Source organism: Chryseobacterium jejuense, from assembly GCF_900100075.1.
GTDB classification, from domain to species: domain Bacteria; phylum Bacteroidota; class Bacteroidia; order Flavobacteriales; family Weeksellaceae; genus Chryseobacterium; species Chryseobacterium jejuense.
The window spans coordinates 435,761-452,705 of the sequence record NZ_FNEG01000002.1; the positions used below are offsets into that span (position 1 = coordinate 435,761).

Annotated in this window: 17 protein-coding genes; 13 read left to right on the forward strand and 4 right to left on the reverse strand. The window is 34.9% G+C overall.

Features of this window, described 5'->3' with window-relative positions; genetic code table 11:
- The first annotated feature begins 74 nt into the window (after positions 1-74).
- The 5 genes from BLS98_RS07505 (at position 75) to ypfJ (ending at position 5,599) form a co-directional block, all read left to right on the forward strand.
- A complete protein-coding gene (locus tag BLS98_RS07505; RefSeq protein ID WP_089735133.1) occupies positions 75-782 on the forward strand; it encodes a YfgM family protein in 708 nt (235 codons plus the stop codon).
- Positions 783-785: 3 nt separating this feature from the next.
- On the forward strand, positions 786-1,304 hold the full coding sequence (ribH, locus tag BLS98_RS07510; protein WP_089735135.1) for a 6,7-dimethyl-8-ribityllumazine synthase: 519 nt from the start codon (positions 786-788) through the stop codon (positions 1,302-1,304).
- Between the two features lie 214 nt (positions 1,305-1,518).
- Positions 1,519-3,597: an LTA synthase family protein gene (locus BLS98_RS07515; RefSeq protein ID WP_089735137.1), complete on the forward strand. Its 2,079-nt coding sequence runs from the start codon at positions 1,519-1,521 to the stop codon at positions 3,595-3,597.
- Positions 3,598-4,171: 574 nt separating this feature from the next.
- The gene (locus BLS98_RS07520) at positions 4,172-4,621 is read left to right on the forward strand and encodes a hypothetical protein (protein ID WP_089735140.1); all 450 of its coding nucleotides are present in this window, start codon (positions 4,172-4,174) and stop codon (positions 4,619-4,621) included.
- Between the two features lie 114 nt (positions 4,622-4,735).
- Positions 4,736-5,599, forward strand: a complete 864-nt coding sequence (ypfJ, locus tag BLS98_RS07525; RefSeq protein ID WP_089735142.1) for a KPN_02809 family neutral zinc metallopeptidase — start codon at positions 4,736-4,738, stop codon at positions 5,597-5,599.
- Between the two features lie 111 nt (positions 5,600-5,710).
- Here ypfJ and BLS98_RS07530 read toward each other — a convergent pair whose 3' ends face one another.
- Together BLS98_RS07530 and BLS98_RS07535 are read right to left on the reverse strand one after the other, a co-directional pair.
- Positions 5,711-6,562 (reverse strand): GLPGLI family protein, encoded by an 852-nt coding sequence (locus BLS98_RS07530; RefSeq protein WP_089735144.1) that lies wholly within the window; start codon positions 6,560-6,562, stop codon positions 5,711-5,713.
- A 13-nt stretch (positions 6,563-6,575) separates the two neighbouring features.
- On the reverse strand, positions 6,576-7,532 hold the full coding sequence (locus tag BLS98_RS07535) for a GLPGLI family protein (protein ID WP_089735146.1): 957 nt from the start codon (positions 7,530-7,532) through the stop codon (positions 6,576-6,578).
- Between the two features lie 215 nt (positions 7,533-7,747).
- Between BLS98_RS07535 and BLS98_RS07540 the strand changes: the two genes are divergently transcribed.
- From BLS98_RS07540 to sufD, 6 genes are all read left to right on the forward strand, one after another.
- Positions 7,748-8,077 (forward strand): HesB/IscA family protein, encoded by a 330-nt coding sequence (locus BLS98_RS07540; protein WP_045491822.1) that lies wholly within the window; start codon positions 7,748-7,750, stop codon positions 8,075-8,077.
- A 67-nt stretch (positions 8,078-8,144) separates the two neighbouring features.
- Positions 8,145-9,593, forward strand: coding sequence for a Fe-S cluster assembly protein SufB (gene sufB / locus BLS98_RS07545; RefSeq protein WP_089735148.1), 1,449 nt, complete (start codon positions 8,145-8,147; stop codon positions 9,591-9,593).
- A 7-nt stretch (positions 9,594-9,600) separates the two neighbouring features.
- Positions 9,601-10,107 carry a GNAT family N-acetyltransferase gene (locus tag BLS98_RS07550; protein WP_089735149.1) on the forward strand — a complete coding sequence of 169 codons (507 nt, stop codon included), beginning with the start codon at positions 9,601-9,603 and terminating at the stop codon, positions 10,105-10,107.
- Between the two features lie 18 nt (positions 10,108-10,125).
- On the forward strand, positions 10,126-10,869 hold the full coding sequence (gene sufC / locus BLS98_RS07555) for a Fe-S cluster assembly ATPase SufC (protein ID WP_089735151.1): 744 nt from the start codon (positions 10,126-10,128) through the stop codon (positions 10,867-10,869).
- Positions 10,870-10,899: 30 nt separating this feature from the next.
- Positions 10,900-11,292: a four helix bundle protein gene (locus BLS98_RS07560; RefSeq protein ID WP_089735154.1), complete on the forward strand. Its 393-nt coding sequence runs from the start codon at positions 10,900-10,902 to the stop codon at positions 11,290-11,292.
- A gap of 34 nt (positions 11,293-11,326) precedes the next feature.
- Positions 11,327-12,634 (forward strand): Fe-S cluster assembly protein SufD, encoded by a 1,308-nt coding sequence (gene sufD, locus BLS98_RS07565; RefSeq protein ID WP_045491835.1) that lies wholly within the window; start codon positions 11,327-11,329, stop codon positions 12,632-12,634.
- A gap of 88 nt (positions 12,635-12,722) precedes the next feature.
- Here sufD and BLS98_RS07570 read toward each other — a convergent pair whose 3' ends face one another.
- A complete protein-coding gene (locus BLS98_RS07570) occupies positions 12,723-13,628 on the reverse strand; it encodes a DUF3078 domain-containing protein (RefSeq protein ID WP_089735156.1) in 906 nt (301 codons plus the stop codon).
- 228 nt (positions 13,629-13,856) lie between these two features.
- A complete protein-coding gene (locus tag BLS98_RS07575) occupies positions 13,857-14,783 on the reverse strand; it encodes a DUF3078 domain-containing protein (RefSeq protein ID WP_089735157.1) in 927 nt (308 codons plus the stop codon).
- A gap of 248 nt (positions 14,784-15,031) precedes the next feature.
- Here BLS98_RS07575 and BLS98_RS07580 point away from each other — a divergent pair, with 248 nt between their 5' ends.
- Positions 15,032-15,799 carry a rhomboid family intramembrane serine protease gene (locus BLS98_RS07580; protein WP_089735159.1) on the forward strand — a complete coding sequence of 256 codons (768 nt, stop codon included), beginning with the start codon at positions 15,032-15,034 and terminating at the stop codon, positions 15,797-15,799.
- Between the two features lie 34 nt (positions 15,800-15,833).
- Positions 15,834-16,943, forward strand: a complete 1,110-nt coding sequence (dprA, locus tag BLS98_RS07585) for a DNA-processing protein DprA (protein ID WP_089735161.1) — start codon at positions 15,834-15,836, stop codon at positions 16,941-16,943.
- Positions 16,944-16,945 lie beyond the last annotated feature (2 nt).

Here is a 16,945-nt window from a genome sequence, read left to right on the forward strand (position 1 = left end):
AATAATAATACTAATAAAGTATTTTGTAAATCTCTAAGAAACAATTAAATTTGCAATTCAATTTTTAAAAACTTATGGCAAAATTGGGAAAGAATGCTCAGAATGAGCAAGAAGGTAAAGAAACGGTTGAGTTCTTCAAAGATCTTGACAGAGAGGCCTTAAACACTGAGAGATTTCTTGAAAAATATTCAAAACCTTTAGGGATTGTATTTGGAGTTTTAGTTTTAGGAGTTTTAGGATTCTTCGGATATAAGCAATTTGTAGTTGCTCCTAAAAATGTTGAAGCTGTAAAAAGCTTCCTTGCTGCTCAGAAAAACCTTACAGAAAATAAAAACGCTGAAGCTTTAGGAGGAAAATCTGCTGCAAACCCAGGGTTTATCGGAACGTCTAATGAATATTCAGGAACAAGCATCGGTCAGTTATCTGCTTACAATGCTGGTTTATTAAAATTCAAAGAAGGTAAATTCCAGGAAGCTTATGATCTTTTAGATAAATTTTCTTCTGATAACAAGACGCTAATGGCAATGAAATACGGAGCTATGGCTGATGCAAAATCAGGATTGAATAAAAATGATGAAGCTTTATCTTTATTAGACAAAGCAGCTACTGCTTCTGATGATCCTTATACAACTTACTTCTTCACAAGAAAAGCAGGTATCGTAGCATTAGGATTAAAGAAAAATGCAGAAGCTAAAAAATACTTCTCTTCAATTGACGAGAAATATCAGGATTATGACAACGGAATGTCTGATTCTTACATTGAAATGACTAAATATTACTAAAAAATGGCAACAGTTAATCTTTCCGATTACAAGCCACTTCATATAACGAATGCCGAAGATTTTTCTATCGGCATTGTTTTTTCTGAGTGGAATGATTTTGTAACGTACAATCTTCGTGATGCAGCTTTGGAAATTCTTGAAAAAGAAGGAGTAAAAGCAGAAAACATTAGACTTTTCCCAGTTCCGGGAGCCTTTGAATTAAGCTATGCAAGTATGCAACTTTGCAAAGAAAGAAAATATGATGCTGTAATCTCTATCGGATGTGTAATTCGTGGAGAAACCCCTCACTTCGATTATGTTTGTTCTGCTGTAGCACAGGGAATCAAAGATTGCAACATTATGACGGATACTCCTACAATCTTCTGTGTTCTTACAGATGATACCAAAGAGCAATCTATCGCAAGAAGCGGCGGAGACCTTGGAAACAAAGGTGTAGAAGCAGCAGTAACCGCTTTAAGAATGATTGATTTCAAAAAGAATTTATCTGATAAAAAAGGAAACATCGGTTTTGGACATTCTTAATCGCTGACCTGCTTTAACAATATATCGGGACTATTTTTTAATAGTCCTTTTTTATTTGAATATTTTAAGATTACAACACAATTCATTAAACAAGCGTTTAAATTAAGCCTAAAAATTCTTAAAATCTTATTAATAAATATCAGGTTTTGCTTTTTTTCACCCAAAATTTATATACAACAACTATCTTTGTGAAAATCGTATAGACCATAAATCCATGTTTCTAAAAAAAATAAAACCTTTCCTATATTTAGGAGTTTTTTATCTGATTATTTCCCTGCTCGTAAGGACAATATTCTTTTTCCATCCTATTACAACAGCCAGTTTCGGAATTTTTGAGATCATAAAAGTACTGTTTGTAGGTCTTATCAACGATATTTTTGTTTTTATCCTTGCCAGTGCTATCCTTGCACTCTACTTTTTATTCCTTTCCGACTCGAAATATAAAAAACCTTACGGATATATTATTTTTGGTGCATTGGTTGCCTTTTTCCTATATATCTGGCTTATTCCAAATAATATTTTCAAACAATACGGAGGCTCTGTAACGGAAGTAGCTCTTTCTTTTGTAGGAATAAAAACATTCCTATTTGGTTTGATGCTTTTCCTTCCTACCCAAAGGATTAAAATACGTAATGTTTTATATTTTATTACCTTATTGCTATATGTTTTGCTCATCATCTTCAACGGAGTAAGTGAATACTTCTTCTATAATGAATTTGGAGTACGCTATAACTTTATTGCAGTAGATTATTTAATCTATACCAATGAAGTCATTGGAAATATCATGGAAAGTTATCCTGTTATTCCTCTGTTTTCTGGGATAATGCTTGTTACAGTAACCATTACCTGGTTTATCTACAAAAAGACTAAAGATGAATTGCTGGAGCTTCCTAACTTCAAACAAAAATTGATTTTACTCGGTTCCTTTGTGGTACTGTGTGCCATCAGCTTACTGACTCTTCCATCATTAATGCAGATCAAATCTGACAATGTATTTGCCGATGAAATTGAAGCCAACGGACTTCCTAAATTTTACTGGGCTTTCACCCATAATGAACTTGACTATTTCCAGTTTTATTCACAGCTAGACCAAAAGCAGGCAGAGAAAAATTTCTTAAGCCAGTATCCACAGCATACTTTATCAAGAAACATCATAGCAGAACAACCTGAACTCAAGAAAAATGTAGTATTAATCTCTATTGAGAGTCTTTCTGCAGATTTCCTTGAACATTATGGAAATACTCAAAAAATAACGCCATTCCTGGATAGCCTTGCAGATAAATCTTTGATGTTTACTAACCTTTACGCAACAGGAAACAGAACCGTACGTGGATTGGAAGCTTTAACACTTTGTATTCCACCTACTGCGGGAGAAAGTATCATTAAAAGAAATGATAATAAAAACAAATTCACTACAGGAAATATATTCAAATCAAAAGGATATGATGTTAAATTCTTGTATGGTGGATATAGCTATTTTGATAATATGCAGGACTTTTTCGGTGGAAACGGATATGATATTGTAGACAGAAATAACTTTAAACCGGAAGAAATTACCTTTGCCAATGTTTGGGGTGTTGCAGATGAAGATATGGCCAGAAAAGCTATTCAGGTAATGAATGCAGAAGCAAAATCAGGAAAACCATTCTTTAACCATTGGATGACGGTTTCCAATCACAGACCTTTCACCTATCCAGATGGAAGAATTGATATTCCGGGAACTTCAAAATCCCGTGAAGGCGGTGTAAAATATACAGACTATTCATTAAAACTGTTCTTTGATATGGCCAAAAAGCAGGACTGGTATAAAAACACAGTATTTGTTATCGTTGCAGACCACTGTGCATCCAGTGCCGGAAAAACAGAGCTTCCGATGGATAAGTACAGAATTCCTGCAATGATCTTTTCAGAAGGATTTATTCAGCCACAGAAGTTTGATACTTTGATGTCTCAGATTGATTTGATGCCTACCCTTTTCGGACTTCTGAATTTCAATTATCAATCTAAATTCTTAGGCCAGGATGTCTTCAAACCGGAATTCCAGCCTAAAGCTTATATTGCAACTTATCAGGATCTTGGTTTTGTAAAAGACAATCGTTTAACCATCATTTCTCCAGTTAAAAAAGCAAAACAATACTCTCTGGAACTTGAGAAAAGCGATCTTGCTCCGGAATTTAAATTATATTATGATGAAAAGCTGTTGAAAAACACAGATCAGAAACTGGTAGATGATGCTATTTCGGCTTATCAATCTACCTCTTATTGGCTGAAAACCAAACAGCTTAACCGATAAGAACAAGCTTAATAAGCTTCTCCTTCATTACATATTTTATTTATATTTGAAGGCAGAAAACAATAACCAAAAATAAAAAATTCAGGAAGAGAATTAAAAACTGTAAATAAATAGCAGGATTTAATTACTGATGAGTTTTGTACTTTAAAATATGAAGTATTCATTTATACATAAGAGGATGTTTTTCATCCTCTTATTTTTATTTTCAGCAGTAAGAGCTCAGATGCTTACCATTATCAATAATAGCGATATCCCAATCATGGTAAAGAACGGCTAAAAGGAAATAACACTTAATAAACGGGATAAAAAAGAGTTTATTGATACGAATACGATCTCCATTACTATTCCTAATAATCTCAATCAAAATATTAATCTATTTCTGGAACCAACAGAAAAGTTAAATATTACTGTAGAAAAGGATAAAAAAGTTGTTTATACCGGAGATAAGACTGCACTCCATAAATACCTGAACGAAACATTAAATGTTGATACTTTCGGTAAAATAAACACTTATGAACAAATAGGTCAGAAGAAGAATATCGGTGAACTAAAAAACATCTCAGAACTACTCCTTGTGGATGTCTTAAAGAAAACTAAATTACCTGACATTGTAGTTTACTCAGAAGATAAAATCTCAACCAAAAGATTAAAAAATCATATCAAATATAACTGGCTGTATACCGTATTTTCTACCCTTGACCGAAAAGAAACAAGCTTTAAAAAAGAAGCTATCAATTATTATTTCAAAAAATATATAGAAACTGATATAAAAAAATATCATTGCAATAATTCGTTGCTGTATAATGTCATTGAGATTTTAGCAAAAAATAAAAATCTGCTACAAATAGAAATTCCAATATATCCTATTGTTGAGCATACTGAGGATGACAGTACTAATCAATATCTGCCACAAAGTTGTCAAAAACAGTATTTTCAACAGAAGTACAATTACCTTGAACACATCAACGGACATAATAAAGAATATTATAAAAAAGTTCTCAGAGAAAAGTTTAATGAAGAATAGAAAAATCTGATTCAAAAGTTTGATAATTATCCTTATAAAAATCTTCTCATCATAAGATTTTAATTATTGTAAGGTTTAATTTTATAAATTTACGACACAAAAAAAGATATTCTTATGAGATGGACAGACGACAGAGGCGGTAACGTTGATGATCGCCGTGGCTCCGGAGGCGGAAGTGGCGGAATGATTGTAGGCGGTGGACTCGGAACTTTAATTATAGCAGCCATTGTTTTCTTTTTGGGAGGTGACCCTTCCGGTATTTTAAATTCCGGAAGCATGCAGTCTTCAGGAAATGCAGGTGAAAAAAGAGAGCTTACTGCACAGGAAAAACAGATCGGAGAGATGGTTGATATGATGTCCGGATGGAATACCCTAACCTGGGATCAAATCTTTAAAGAAAATGGGATGACTTTTTCTGAACCTAGAATTGTACTTTTTGAAAGCACTACCAATTCTGGATGTGGTACGGCACAATCTGCCATGGGACCTTTTTACTGTCCTGCAGATCAGAAAATTTATATGGACATGGAATTTTTCGGTGAGCTTCAGCAGAGATTCGGAGCGAAAGTAACTGAATTTACAGTAGCCTATGTTCTTGCTCATGAAATGGGACATCACGTACAAACTCTTTTAGGAACCACCCAAAAAGTAGATGCCTTGAGAAGAAGTGGAAGATATTCCGAAGCAGAAATGAACAAGGTATCCGTAGCTACAGAATTACAGGCAGATTTCTATGCCGGAGTTTGGGCAAAACGTACGGATGACTCTAGAAAAATTCTGGAGCCGGGAGATATTCAATCTGCTATAGACGCAGCACAAGCTGTAGGTGATGATAACATCCAAAAAAGATCACAAGGATATGTGAATCAGGAAAGCTTTACCCACGGGTCATCTGCACAGCGTAAAGAATGGTTTATGAAAGGATATAACACTGGTGATATCAGACAGGGTGACACCTTCAACCAACTTTTAAAATAATTAATAAACTTACATTATACAATAAGCGCCAGTGAATCTATTCACTGGCGCTTATTGTATATTGAAACCCAACAGATTTTAGAACCTGCTGGGTTTAGTAAGTATATATATTTATTGTAACTCAATCGGATTGCTATTCTTTTTCGCCTCTTCTTTCACCCTTTCTTCCATTCGTTTCCTCATCTCAGCAGGATCCTGATTTCCACCTCCTTGTCCTCTTCCTCCGCCACCAATTCTCATGGTAGTAGCCATTCCACCGCTCCCCTGAGTCATAAATGACATTGGATCTGTTTTAAACTTTTGCTGTTGCTTTACAAAATCATTTCTTTTTACTTTTAAAGTATTTCCAAATTGATTTAAAGAAGGAAGTTCTGTAATCTTATAATTCTTCATCAAATCAAAAGAATAGTCTCCTTTATCATCCTCCACTTTTACAATCAGCCCCGGAAGCCCTCCAAATTTATAGGGACCATCCTGATAAGGCAGGTCTGTAGTAAACCAGGCAGTCCATTTTCTTCCACCAAAATCTGTTTCAGCTTTCTGAACCTTGTACTCCCCAATTTTTGTTGTTTCCGAAGAAATTTTCCAATTCAAAGGTCTATCTTCTTCATAAGAATAAATATCCCTTCCTATTCTATCCTTAAAATAAGTTTTTTGATTGGTTTTATCTTTTTCTACTGAATAATTGATATTGGATCTCAGACCTTCCATCTGATCCCTGTTGATATTTCCTCTTCCACCACCACCTTGAAAAGCTTTCTGCATGATAGAATCTCTTTTAATCCTATTTTCAGAATAAAAAATCGATTTATCCTGAGAAATATCAAGATATGCATTTTCAGTTTTAATATCTGCTTTATTTTCAGCATCTGGCTTCATTGTTACTTGATATACAAATCGGTTAGCTTGCGCAGAAACCTGCTGTATAAAGAGTGCCAGAACAATAATTCCTAACTTTTTCATTTATATTTTTTGTTTAATTCAATTCTATTGGGTTCTGATTTTGACTGATCCCGCTATTTTTAAAAGTTGCATCTCCTATCGTTGCTCCTTGCATAGGAAAACCTTGATTTCCACCCATACCACGGTGCATTCCACCACCAGAGTGATTTCCGCCTCTCATACCACCTCCATTCATTCCGCCACCATGTCTTCCTCCGCCACGTGCATTGGTGTTTCCGTCTCCATTATTTTCAATACTTCCAGCCACTATTCTCCGGTTTTTACCAAATTCCAGCTCCAGAGCAGCCCTATCACCATGGAAATTAACCCTTGTGCTTTGTTTTGCCTCTGTATTTATCGGTTCTTCAAATGCATTATTAATATTTATTTTTTCAACCAGATCAAACTTATAATCTCCTTTATCATCTTCCAATTTCACAATCAGTCCTGGTAGTCCAGAAAATTTATAGGGTCCTTCAGAAACAGGAATATCTTTTGTAAACCAGGCTGTCCAAATCCGCCCTCCAAAATGGGCCACTGCTTTTTGAACAGAATATCCGTTTTGCTTTTCTAAAGTATTAGAAGTTTCCCATTTGATAGGTCTGTCTTCCTGATAATAAATTTGTTTCCCAGCAACCTTATCATAATAATATACTTTCTGTTCCGGAATATTCTTAGTAATAAAATATTCAAAAAAAGTAGGCTCAGAGTGTCTTTTTCCTTCCAGTTTTGAAAAGCTTTTTTCATCTTTCTTATTACTTTCTTTCACTTCTGATTTAAAGGAAGCAAAAAGAGAGTCCCTCACTAATTTATTTTCGCTGATAAATAATGAACGGCTTCCTTTAATATCAAGAAAAGTTCTTTCACTCTTCATGCTCACCAGATTAATTGAATCCGGATTCACCAAGGTTGCATAAACATACCTTATGGTTTGGCCATAACACACCATCACGGATAATAACATACAAAAAACAAGCAGCTTTTGTCTCATTACTAATTTTCTTTATAGATAAAAAATAAGATTCAAGGTTAAAGTCAGAAGCTGAATCACCTGCTTTAAAGAAGAAAATTTATATAACTTTAACATAAATCATTAGGCTAAAAATTGTCTATGAAGATCAGAATCATTAAAATAGATATCTTCGATTTGAGATTGCGGAAATTAGTTCGTATTTTTGCGTCATTAAATCATTCTAAATAAATACAATGATAAAAGTATCAGACTATGCAAAGGAGAAAGCCATCCAACTTATGACGGAAGATGGTTTTAACCCTGCTGAAGATTATATAAGAGTTGGGGTAAAAAGCGGCGGATGCTCTGGTTTAGAGTATGTTTTAAAGTTTGACAACCAAAAAACAGACGCGGATCAGATTTTTGAAGATAATAACATTAAGATTATTATCGATAAAAAATCCATCCTTTATTTAGCAGGAACTACTCTTGAATATTCAGGAGGATTGAACGGAAAAGGATTTGTTTTTAACAATCCGAACGCATCCAGAACATGTGGATGTGGAGAATCATTTAGTCTTTAGAGAAAAGACATAAGATCCTAGACATCAGAAAAATATGAGGTCTAAATCTGAAATCTAAAAAATTATAATGAGTAAATATACTGAAGACGATTTAAGAGTCGATCTAGAAAATAAAAAATATGAATTCGGTTGGGAAACCAAAATTGATTATGAAGATTTCCCAATTGGTTTAAATGAGGATATCGTTCGTGCCATCTCTGCTAAAAAAGAAGAGCCGGAATGGATGACTGAATGGCGTTTGGAATCTTTCAAAATCTGGTTAAAAATGGTAGAGCCTACTTGGGCTAATATCAAATATGAAAAACCGGATTTTCAAGCGATCCGTTACTACGCAGCTCCAAAGGCTAAGCCTGAATTGGAAAGCCTTGACCAGGTAGATCCTGAATTATTAAAAACTTTCGAAAAGCTAGGGATTAATATTGAGGAACAAAAAAGACTTTCAGGAGTTGCTGTAGATATCGTAATAGATTCAGTTTCTGTGAAAACTACTTTCCAGGATACATTGGCAGAAAAAGGAATTATTTTCTGTTCTATCTCTGAAGCTATTAAAAACCACCCTGATTTAGTAAGAAAATATCTTGGGAAAGTTGTTCCAAGAGGAGATAACTTCTATGCAGCATTGAACTCCGCAGTATTCTCTGACGGAAGTTTCTGTTATATCCCTAAAGGCGTAAGATGCCCAATGGAACTTTCAACATATTTCCGTATCAACCAGGCAGGAACAGGACAGTTTGAAAGAACGCTTGTGATTGCAGATGAAGGAAGTTATGTTTCTTACCTTGAAGGTTGTACAGCTCCATCAAGAGACGAAAACCAGCTTCACGCAGCAGTAGTGGAACTTATTGCTATGGACAATGCTGAAATTAAATATTCAACTGTACAGAACTGGTACCCGGGTAATGAAGAAGGAAAAGGTGGGGTATTCAACTTTGTAACAAAAAGAGGTCTTTGCGAAAGAAATGCAAAAATCTCATGGACTCAGGTTGAAACGGGTTCTGCAGTAACATGGAAATATCCATCTTGTATTCTTAAAGGTGACAATTCAATTGGAGAGTTCTACTCTATCGCGGTAACGAACAATCACCAATATGCAGATACAGGAACAAAAATGATCCACATTGGAAAAAATACCAAGTCAACGATCATTTCAAAAGGTATTTCTGCGGGGAAATCTCAAAACTCATACAGAGGACAGGTAAAAGTAATGCCTTCTGCAAAAGGAGCAAGAAACTTCTCTCAGTGTGACTCTTTATTGATGGGTAACGAATGTGGGGCACACACTTTCCCTTACATTGAAATCAAAGATCCTACGGCTCAATTGGAGCACGAAGCAACCACTTCAAAAATTGGAGAAGATCAGATTTTCTACTGTAACCAAAGAGGTATTGATACTGAAAGAGCCATTGCTTTGATCGTAAACGGTTTCAGTAAGGAGGTTTTAAATAAACTTCCAATGGAGTTTGCTATTGAAGCACAGAAATTACTTGAGATTTCACTAGAAGGATCAGTAGGATAAAAAAGAGATGATAGCTACAGAAAGATTAATTTTAAGAAAACCTGTAAAAGAAGATTTTGAAAGTTTCTTTGAAATTAATCATGACCCTGAAACCAACATTCATAATCCAAGCGGACCCATGAGTTTTGAAAAAGCAGAAGGTACATTTACCAGAATGCTTGATCATTGGGAAACCTATCATTTTGGAAGCTGGGCAATTGCTGAAAAGAACAGCCCTGAGAATGTAATAGGTTTTGGAGGACTGAGCTACAGACTTTATGGAGAAGAAGAAAAATTGAATTTAGGCTATCGTTTTGCTTCCCAGGCATGGGGGAAAGGATTTGCCACAGAATTCACAAAGAAAGCTATAGATTTTGGGCTTAATAAGGACAATAAAGAAGAAATATTTGCCATTGTTCGTCCCAATAATTTAGCTTCTGTTAAAGTTTTAGAAAAGGCAGGTATGATCAAAATCGGGATACTTAATGATGTTCCTGGTCAACCTGAAAGTTTAGTATATAGAATTCAAAAATAATTTGTTTAAGCAAATAAAATGTTAGAAATTAAAAACCTTCACGCCAAAATTGAAGATGGCGCAGAAATATTAAAAGGGATTAACCTTGAAATAAAACCGGGAGAAGTTCACGCTATCATGGGGCCAAACGGAGCTGGTAAGTCTACCCTTTCTTCTGTAATCGCTGGAAAAGAGGATTACGAAGTGACAGGTGGAGAGATCATTTTTCAAGGAGAAGATATTATTGAAGATGCTCCTGAAGATAGAGCACACAAAGGAATCTTCCTATCTTTCCAGTATCCAGTGGAAATTCCGGGAGTTTCTGTAACGAACTTCATCAAAGCTGCTTTAAACGAAACAAGAAAAGCAAACGGATTAGCAGAGATGCCTGCAAAAGAAATGCTTGCATTAATCCGTGAAAAATCTGAAAAATTAGGAATCAAAAAAGATTTCCTTTCAAGATCACTAAACGAAGGATTCTCCGGAGGTGAAAAGAAAAGAAACGAAATCTTCCAAATGATGATGCTTAACCCTAAATTGGCTATCCTTGATGAAACAGATTCAGGATTAGATATCGATGCATTAAGAATTGTTGCTGACGGGGTAAATGCTTTTAAAAATGAAGGAAACGCAGTTCTTTTGATTACGCACTATCAAAGATTGCTTAACTATATTCAACCTGACTTCGTTCACGTTTTAGCTAACGGAAAAATCATCAAAACAGGTGATAAATCTTTAGCATTAGAGCTTGAAGAAAAAGGGTACGACTGGCTTTTAAATTAATTTGAAATTGAACATTTGAGATTTGAAATTATGGCAACAATAAACAATTTTGAAGATTTAGACATATGGAAGAAATCCAGAGAATTGTGCCAAAAAATTTTTATCTCAGTAATACAAAATTCAAATTGCAGTCAAAATATTAAAAATCAAATCGACCGATCATCGGCTTCTGTCATGGATAACATTGCAGAAGGTTTTGAAAGGGAGGGAAATAAAGAGTTTATTAATTTTCTATCTATGTCAAAAGGATCATGTGGCGAGGTAAGATCTCAATTGATCAGAGCATTTGATAGAAGTTTTATTAACGAAAATGAATTTAATGATTTGAAAAAAGATTATACGGATTTATCAAAAATGATTTCAGGCTTTATGAAGTACTTAAAAACTATTGAGCATAATGGAAATAAATTTAACCGTCTATAATTTCAAATCTCAAATCTCAAATTTCAAATAAACAATGAGTTTAAAAGAACAAATCATCGAAAACCATAATGAGTTTTTGGAGAGCCTTCGTCACAGATTTTTGGATGACGATAGAAAAGCTGCTCTTCAGAAGTTTGAAGGTATTGGTTTTCCGACAAAAAAAGACGAAGAATATAAATATACCAATCTAAAGGAGATCACGGAAAAAAGCTACAACTTCTTCCCGAAAGAAAACCACAACATCACTAAAGAGCAGTTTGATGAATTGCACCTTGGTGAAGAAAATTTTGATTGGATTGTTTTTGTAAACGGTAAACTACACAAAGAACTTTCAAAAGTTTCTATTGAAAATGTAGAGTTCCTTTCATTCAATTACGCATTGAATGATGACAAACATAAAGAGGTATTTGAAAAGTATTTCAATACAATTGCTTCTAAGGATTTAGCTTTCACAAACTTAAATCTTGCATACTGCAAATATGGTTTCTTTTTGAAAGTTCCTAAAAATGTAGTGATTGAAAAACCAATTCATGTTTTCTACATTTCTCAGAATCAGGATGAAAATACATTCTACAATACAAGAAATTTATTAATCGTAGAAGAAGGAGCTAAAGTTGAGGTTATTGAAAGCCACCACAATTTTGATGACACTTATGTGTTCACCAACTCTGTAACAGAGATTTTCACTTATCCAAATGCAAAAGCAGACTGGCACAAGCTTCAGAACGATAACAATACTTCTTACCTTGTAGACAATACCTTTGCAAGACAGGAGAAAGACAGCTTAACCACTGTAAATACATTCTCTTTCGGAGGAAAACTGGTAAGAAACAACCTTGATTTTATTCAGAATGGATCAAATATCAATTCATTCATGAATGGAATTACCATTATCGGAAAAGATCAGTTGGTAGATCACCATACAGCGGTTCACCACAACTTCCCGAACTGTGAAAGTTACCAAAACTATAAAGGAATCTTCGATGGCAATGCCCACGGAGTTTTCAATGGAAAAGTTTTTGTTGATAAAATCGCTCAAAAAACCAATGCTTACCAGCAGAACAATAATGTATTGCTAAGCGAAGGAGCAAGTATTGACACTAAACCTCAGTTAGAGATTTTTGCAGATGATGTAAAATGTTCTCACGGATGTACGGTAGGCCAGCTTAATGAAGATGCCTTGTTCTATCTAAGAGCTAGAGGAATCTCTAAAAAAGAAGCTCAGGCGTTACTTCTATATGCATTTGCTAATGATGCGATGCAAAACATCGATATTGAGCCTCTAAAAGAAAAAATTTCAAAGCTTTTGGCTGAGAAACTTGAAGTAGATATAGAATTTTAATCTTATATATATTGATACATAAAAAGCACTTCAAAATGAAGTGCTTTTTTATTGTTTTATCCTTTTGAAATTATTTTTTCAACCAGTTTTAGTCATCTTTATTTTCTGAACGTTTCTTTCCGTAATCAAAATTATACCCCAGTCCTACACCCAATGTCTGTTTCAACTGGGTTTTCCATATCTGGTTATGATCATAAAGTAGATCCAACGTTACATTTGTAGAAATATATTTATTGATCTTCATACTTAAAACGCCACTATATGCTAGAACCAATCTTTCCGGATGATCCAGATAGTTTGAAAATACAGAAGCTGTATTAAGCAAAGTAATGTTCTCCATAATTTTCAGCTTATACATTGCTGTTCCCAAGAAACCGAACTGGAAAAGAGAAGAATCACCATCATTTTTAAGTCCGTATGTTCCTGCCATTTGAAGATCTTTATCTAAAACAAAAGTCCATCTGGCATTCGCGGGCCGTAATGTCACGGTAAGATTATCATTAGGACGGTAGGTAACCCCTGCCCCAAGGCTCACGTAACCTGGTGCCATAAAGTTTGAGATTTTATTTGCATCAGGATCATCACCATCTTCATAACCTGGAGCAAATTGAGTCTGAAGACCAGTACCTACAGAAACATACCAGTGCTTAGCAAACTCTCTACCATAGTCTGTAGATAAATTAATAACATCCTGAGTCTTTCTTACCCCTGTACCCTGGGTGTTGTTTTGTCCGTAGCCAAGAATAATAATGCTTTTCCAAAGATTTTTACCTTTTTCGTAGGTAAGGTTGTAATTGACACCCGCAAGCCATCCTACGTTATTAGCTCCCCCCCCAACCCAATTGGAGAAGGCAGCCTGATTAAGCATTAAAGTGTTTTGTCCTTGAATAGACCAGGCTTTAACAGTATCTGTTACAGGAACATCGGTTTTTGCTTCCTGGGCCATAGTCAAAGCTCCAAAAGAAACGGAAGCGATCAATAAAACTTTTTTCATAATTAACGATTTCATACAAATGTATAAATAATAATTTACGTCAAGATAAAACTCACATTAAAATGAATTGAATTCAGGTAACTCTATCATTATAACACAATGAAAATAAAACCTTTAAATTACCATTTCTAGCATAGCAAACTTAAAGTAACTTAAATATTGAGTCTTTACAACTAAAAAAGCACCTCATTACTGAAGCGCTTCTAAAATTGAATTATTATTAATAATTTATTTTTTAATCCACCATTGGCTGTCTTTACGATCAGAACGTTTTACCCCGTTATCCAGCGTATATGCAAAGCCAATTCCCAACGTTTGTTTTAACTGTGTTTTTTCAATCTGGTTATGATCATACAATAAATCTAGTGAAATATTGGATGAGATATACTTGTTAACCTTCAGATTCAGAAGAGCACCATAAGCAAGCACCAATCTGTCAGGGCGATCAAGATAATTTGAAAAGACCGAGGCTGTATTTGTTAAGTAAATATCTTCCATAATCTTAAGCTTATAAATAGCAGTTCCCAGAAAACCGAATTGTAGCAATGAAGTAGCTCCATCACTCTTCAAACCGTAATTTCCAGCAAGCTGAAGATCTTTATCCAGTACAAATGTCCATCTGCCGTTGGTAGGACGTAATGTTACAGTTAAGTTATCATTCGGCCTGTACGTGATACCCATACCGGCATTCAGATAGCCTGGAGCCATAAAGTTTGAGATTTTTTTGGCTTCAGGATTATTTCCGTCTTCATATCCCGGAGCAAACTGAGACTGCAAGCCTGCACCTAAGGAGAAATACCAGCTTTTGGAAAACTTTCGCCCATAGTTGGTAGAAACGTTGATAACATCCTGGGTTTTTCTTATTCCTAACCCTTTAGTATCATTCTGTCCGTAACCAAGAATAATAATATTTTCCCAAAGATCATTATCTTTTTCATAGGTAATATTATAATTAATACCGGCAAGCCAACCTACGTTATTGGCTCCCCCTCCTACCCAATTCGAAAAGGCTGCCTGATTAATCATTACAGTGTTTTTCCCTAACACGGACCAGTATTTCACTGTGTCTACTACAACGGAATCTTTTTTTAATTCTTCTTGTGCACTTGCATCAATCCCAATAAATATGGAAAGAATCAATAAAAACTTCTTCATTACTCTAAATAATTTTCAATGCAAAAATATTAATATATTTTTTTTAAAGGCAAATTTTCCTTTAAACAATATACTTTTTTAGAGTTCAACCTGCTGACAACAAAATACTTCAATGCAATCAATGCCAAAATAATGGGTTCAAAAACTAAATTTGATACCTTTTGTCTTAAAATCAAGGGAGTAGAAATGGTTTCATCGACAAATTTTCCGACATTTATCATTGGCTTTTGATTTGACGTACAATCTCCATGTTTAAAAATGTAATTTCCAAAAGAGCGATTTTATACCCTTTGCTGATGCTATCTGCAATGTGGTTCGGATTTTTTTTACAAATGCAGGGCTTTTTTGGAAGTTGCTTCGGAGCCATTATTCCCCTTGTTCCTGAGGGACTGCTGGGAATCCTTACCTCTCCACTTTTACATGGAAATACAGACCATATTATAGGAAATTCTATTCCCATTGCCGCATTGATGTTTCTGTTATATCAATTCTATCCATTGGTAGCTAATAAAGTTTTCTTTATCGGATGGGTAGCAACAGGTCTTTTGGTATGGCTTCTTCCTCCTATTGACATTATGACCGGTGAATATATGTACACCTGTACCATTGGAGCCAGTGGTGTAGTCTATGTATTAGCATTTTTTCTCTTCTTCAGCGGGGTTTTTAAATGGAATATGAAACTTCTGACCATTTCATTACTCGTTGTTTTATATTACGGAAGTTTAGTATGGGGCATGCTTCCCGAGGAACTGTTCTATAATATGGAGGAGCCTAGTAAAATTTCATGGCAGGCCCACCTTTCCGGAGCCGTTGTTGGCAGTATCATCGCATTTGCTTTTAAAAATGTAGGGGAGAAAAAGAAAAAATTCATTTGGGAATATCCTAATTACTATAGTGAAAAGGATGACAAACTATGGCAAGAATACAAGGAAAATCATCCGGAAGACTTTATGGAACTTCCCTACAAAAAAAGAGATGATATTTGGGATCATTTGGATGAATTAAGAAGAAAATAAAAACTTATTTCATTACATTTGATAAAAAACACACATGATCTCCGAGGAATATTTATATGCTATCGCTTTACGCGAAAGCAGCCAGATTGGCGACATCAATTTCCATAAACTTGTAAGAACGTTTGGAAGTGCCGAAAATGCATGGAACAAAGCAAAAAAAGAATACAAAAGACTAGAGGGAATTGGCTCAAAAACAGTTGCTGATATTGGAAATGAGAACCATCTTAAGTTTGCAGAAAAAGAACTTAAGTTCTGCGAAAAAAACAATATCCGAATCAGAATAAGGCATCTTAATGAAGTTCCTACTCTTCTCAATGAATGTATAGATGCTCCTTCTATCCTCTACCAAAAAGGAAATATTAACGATTCACTTCAAAAAATAAGCATTGTTGGAACCCGAAATATGACTTCTTACGGAAAACAGTTTATAGGAGACTTTTTTGAAGCTACTCGATCTTCACAATATGCTTCTGTAAGTGGCCTGGCTTTAGGAGTTGATAAAGAAGTTCACGAACAATCTATCCAAAATCAAAAACCAACCATTGCTGTTCTTGCTCATGGTTTCGAATTTTTATATCCTGCTAAAAACAGAAAACTGTCGGAGAAAATTCTCCAGGAAGGTGGGAGTTTACTCACAGAATTTAATTCAAGAAGAAAGCCGGATCGTGAAAACTTTATTCAGAGAAATAGAATTGTAGCAGGGCTTTCACCAGCAACCATTGTTGTAGAAACCGGATTTGGAGGCGGATCTGTAAGCACTGCTGCTTTTGCCAATGATTATAACAGAGATGTCTTTGCCCTTCCCGGAAAAATAACGGATGTTCAGAGCCAAGGATGTAATCAATTGATTTTGCACAACAAAGCGACAGCCATTTCTACCATCAAAGATCTGATAAGTATGCTAGGTTTCAATAATCCAAAAGAAAAAATTGCGGAGCTTTTCCCTTATAGTGAAACAGTAATTCAATTAACTGATAATCAAGAAACTATTTATCAATTCATCAAACAGAATCCTCAAATTTCTTTAGACGATCTTGCTCAGGAAATTAACCTTCCGTCCCACAAAATTTTACCGATAATTTTAGAATTGGAACTTTTAGGGAAAGTAAAATCGTTTTCCGGGAGGCAATTTATCGCAATTTAAGA

Bases quoted from the DNA above. Each gene is read 5' to 3' on its own strand.
- BLS98_RS07515 (WP_089735137.1), top strand. From the start codon at position 1,519: ATGTTTCTAAAAAAAATAAAACCTTTCCTATATTTAGGAGTTTTTTAT.
- BLS98_RS07550 (WP_089735149.1), top strand. From the start codon at position 9,601: ATGATAGCTACAGAAAGATTAATTTTAAGAAAACCTGTAAAAGAAGAT.
- sufB (WP_089735148.1), top strand. From the start codon at position 8,145: ATGAGTAAATATACTGAAGACGATTTAAGAGTCGATCTAGAAAATAAA.
- BLS98_RS07580 (WP_089735159.1), top strand. From the start codon at position 15,032: ATGTTTAAAAATGTAATTTCCAAAAGAGCGATTTTATACCCTTTGCTG.
- BLS98_RS07570 (WP_089735156.1), bottom strand. From the start codon at position 13,628: ATGAAAAAAGTTTTATTGATCGCTTCCGTTTCTTTTGGAGCTTTGACT.
- BLS98_RS07535 (WP_089735146.1), bottom strand. From the start codon at position 7,532: ATGAGACAAAAGCTGCTTGTTTTTTGTATGTTATTATCCGTGATGGTG.
- BLS98_RS07540 (WP_045491822.1), top strand. From the start codon at position 7,748: ATGATAAAAGTATCAGACTATGCAAAGGAGAAAGCCATCCAACTTATG.
- ypfJ (WP_089735142.1), top strand. From the start codon at position 4,736: ATGAGATGGACAGACGACAGAGGCGGTAACGTTGATGATCGCCGTGGC.
- BLS98_RS07560 (WP_089735154.1), top strand. From the start codon at position 10,900: ATGGCAACAATAAACAATTTTGAAGATTTAGACATATGGAAGAAATCC.
- sufC (WP_089735151.1), top strand. From the start codon at position 10,126: ATGTTAGAAATTAAAAACCTTCACGCCAAAATTGAAGATGGCGCAGAA.
- BLS98_RS07575 (WP_089735157.1), bottom strand. From the start codon at position 14,783: ATGAAGAAGTTTTTATTGATTCTTTCCATATTTATTGGGATTGATGCA.
- BLS98_RS07505 (WP_089735133.1), top strand. From the start codon at position 75: ATGGCAAAATTGGGAAAGAATGCTCAGAATGAGCAAGAAGGTAAAGAA.
- sufD (WP_045491835.1), top strand. From the start codon at position 11,327: ATGAGTTTAAAAGAACAAATCATCGAAAACCATAATGAGTTTTTGGAG.
- ribH (WP_089735135.1), top strand. From the start codon at position 786: ATGGCAACAGTTAATCTTTCCGATTACAAGCCACTTCATATAACGAAT.
- dprA (WP_089735161.1), top strand. From the start codon at position 15,834: ATGATCTCCGAGGAATATTTATATGCTATCGCTTTACGCGAAAGCAGC.
- BLS98_RS07530 (WP_089735144.1), bottom strand. From the start codon at position 6,562: ATGAAAAAGTTAGGAATTATTGTTCTGGCACTCTTTATACAGCAGGTT.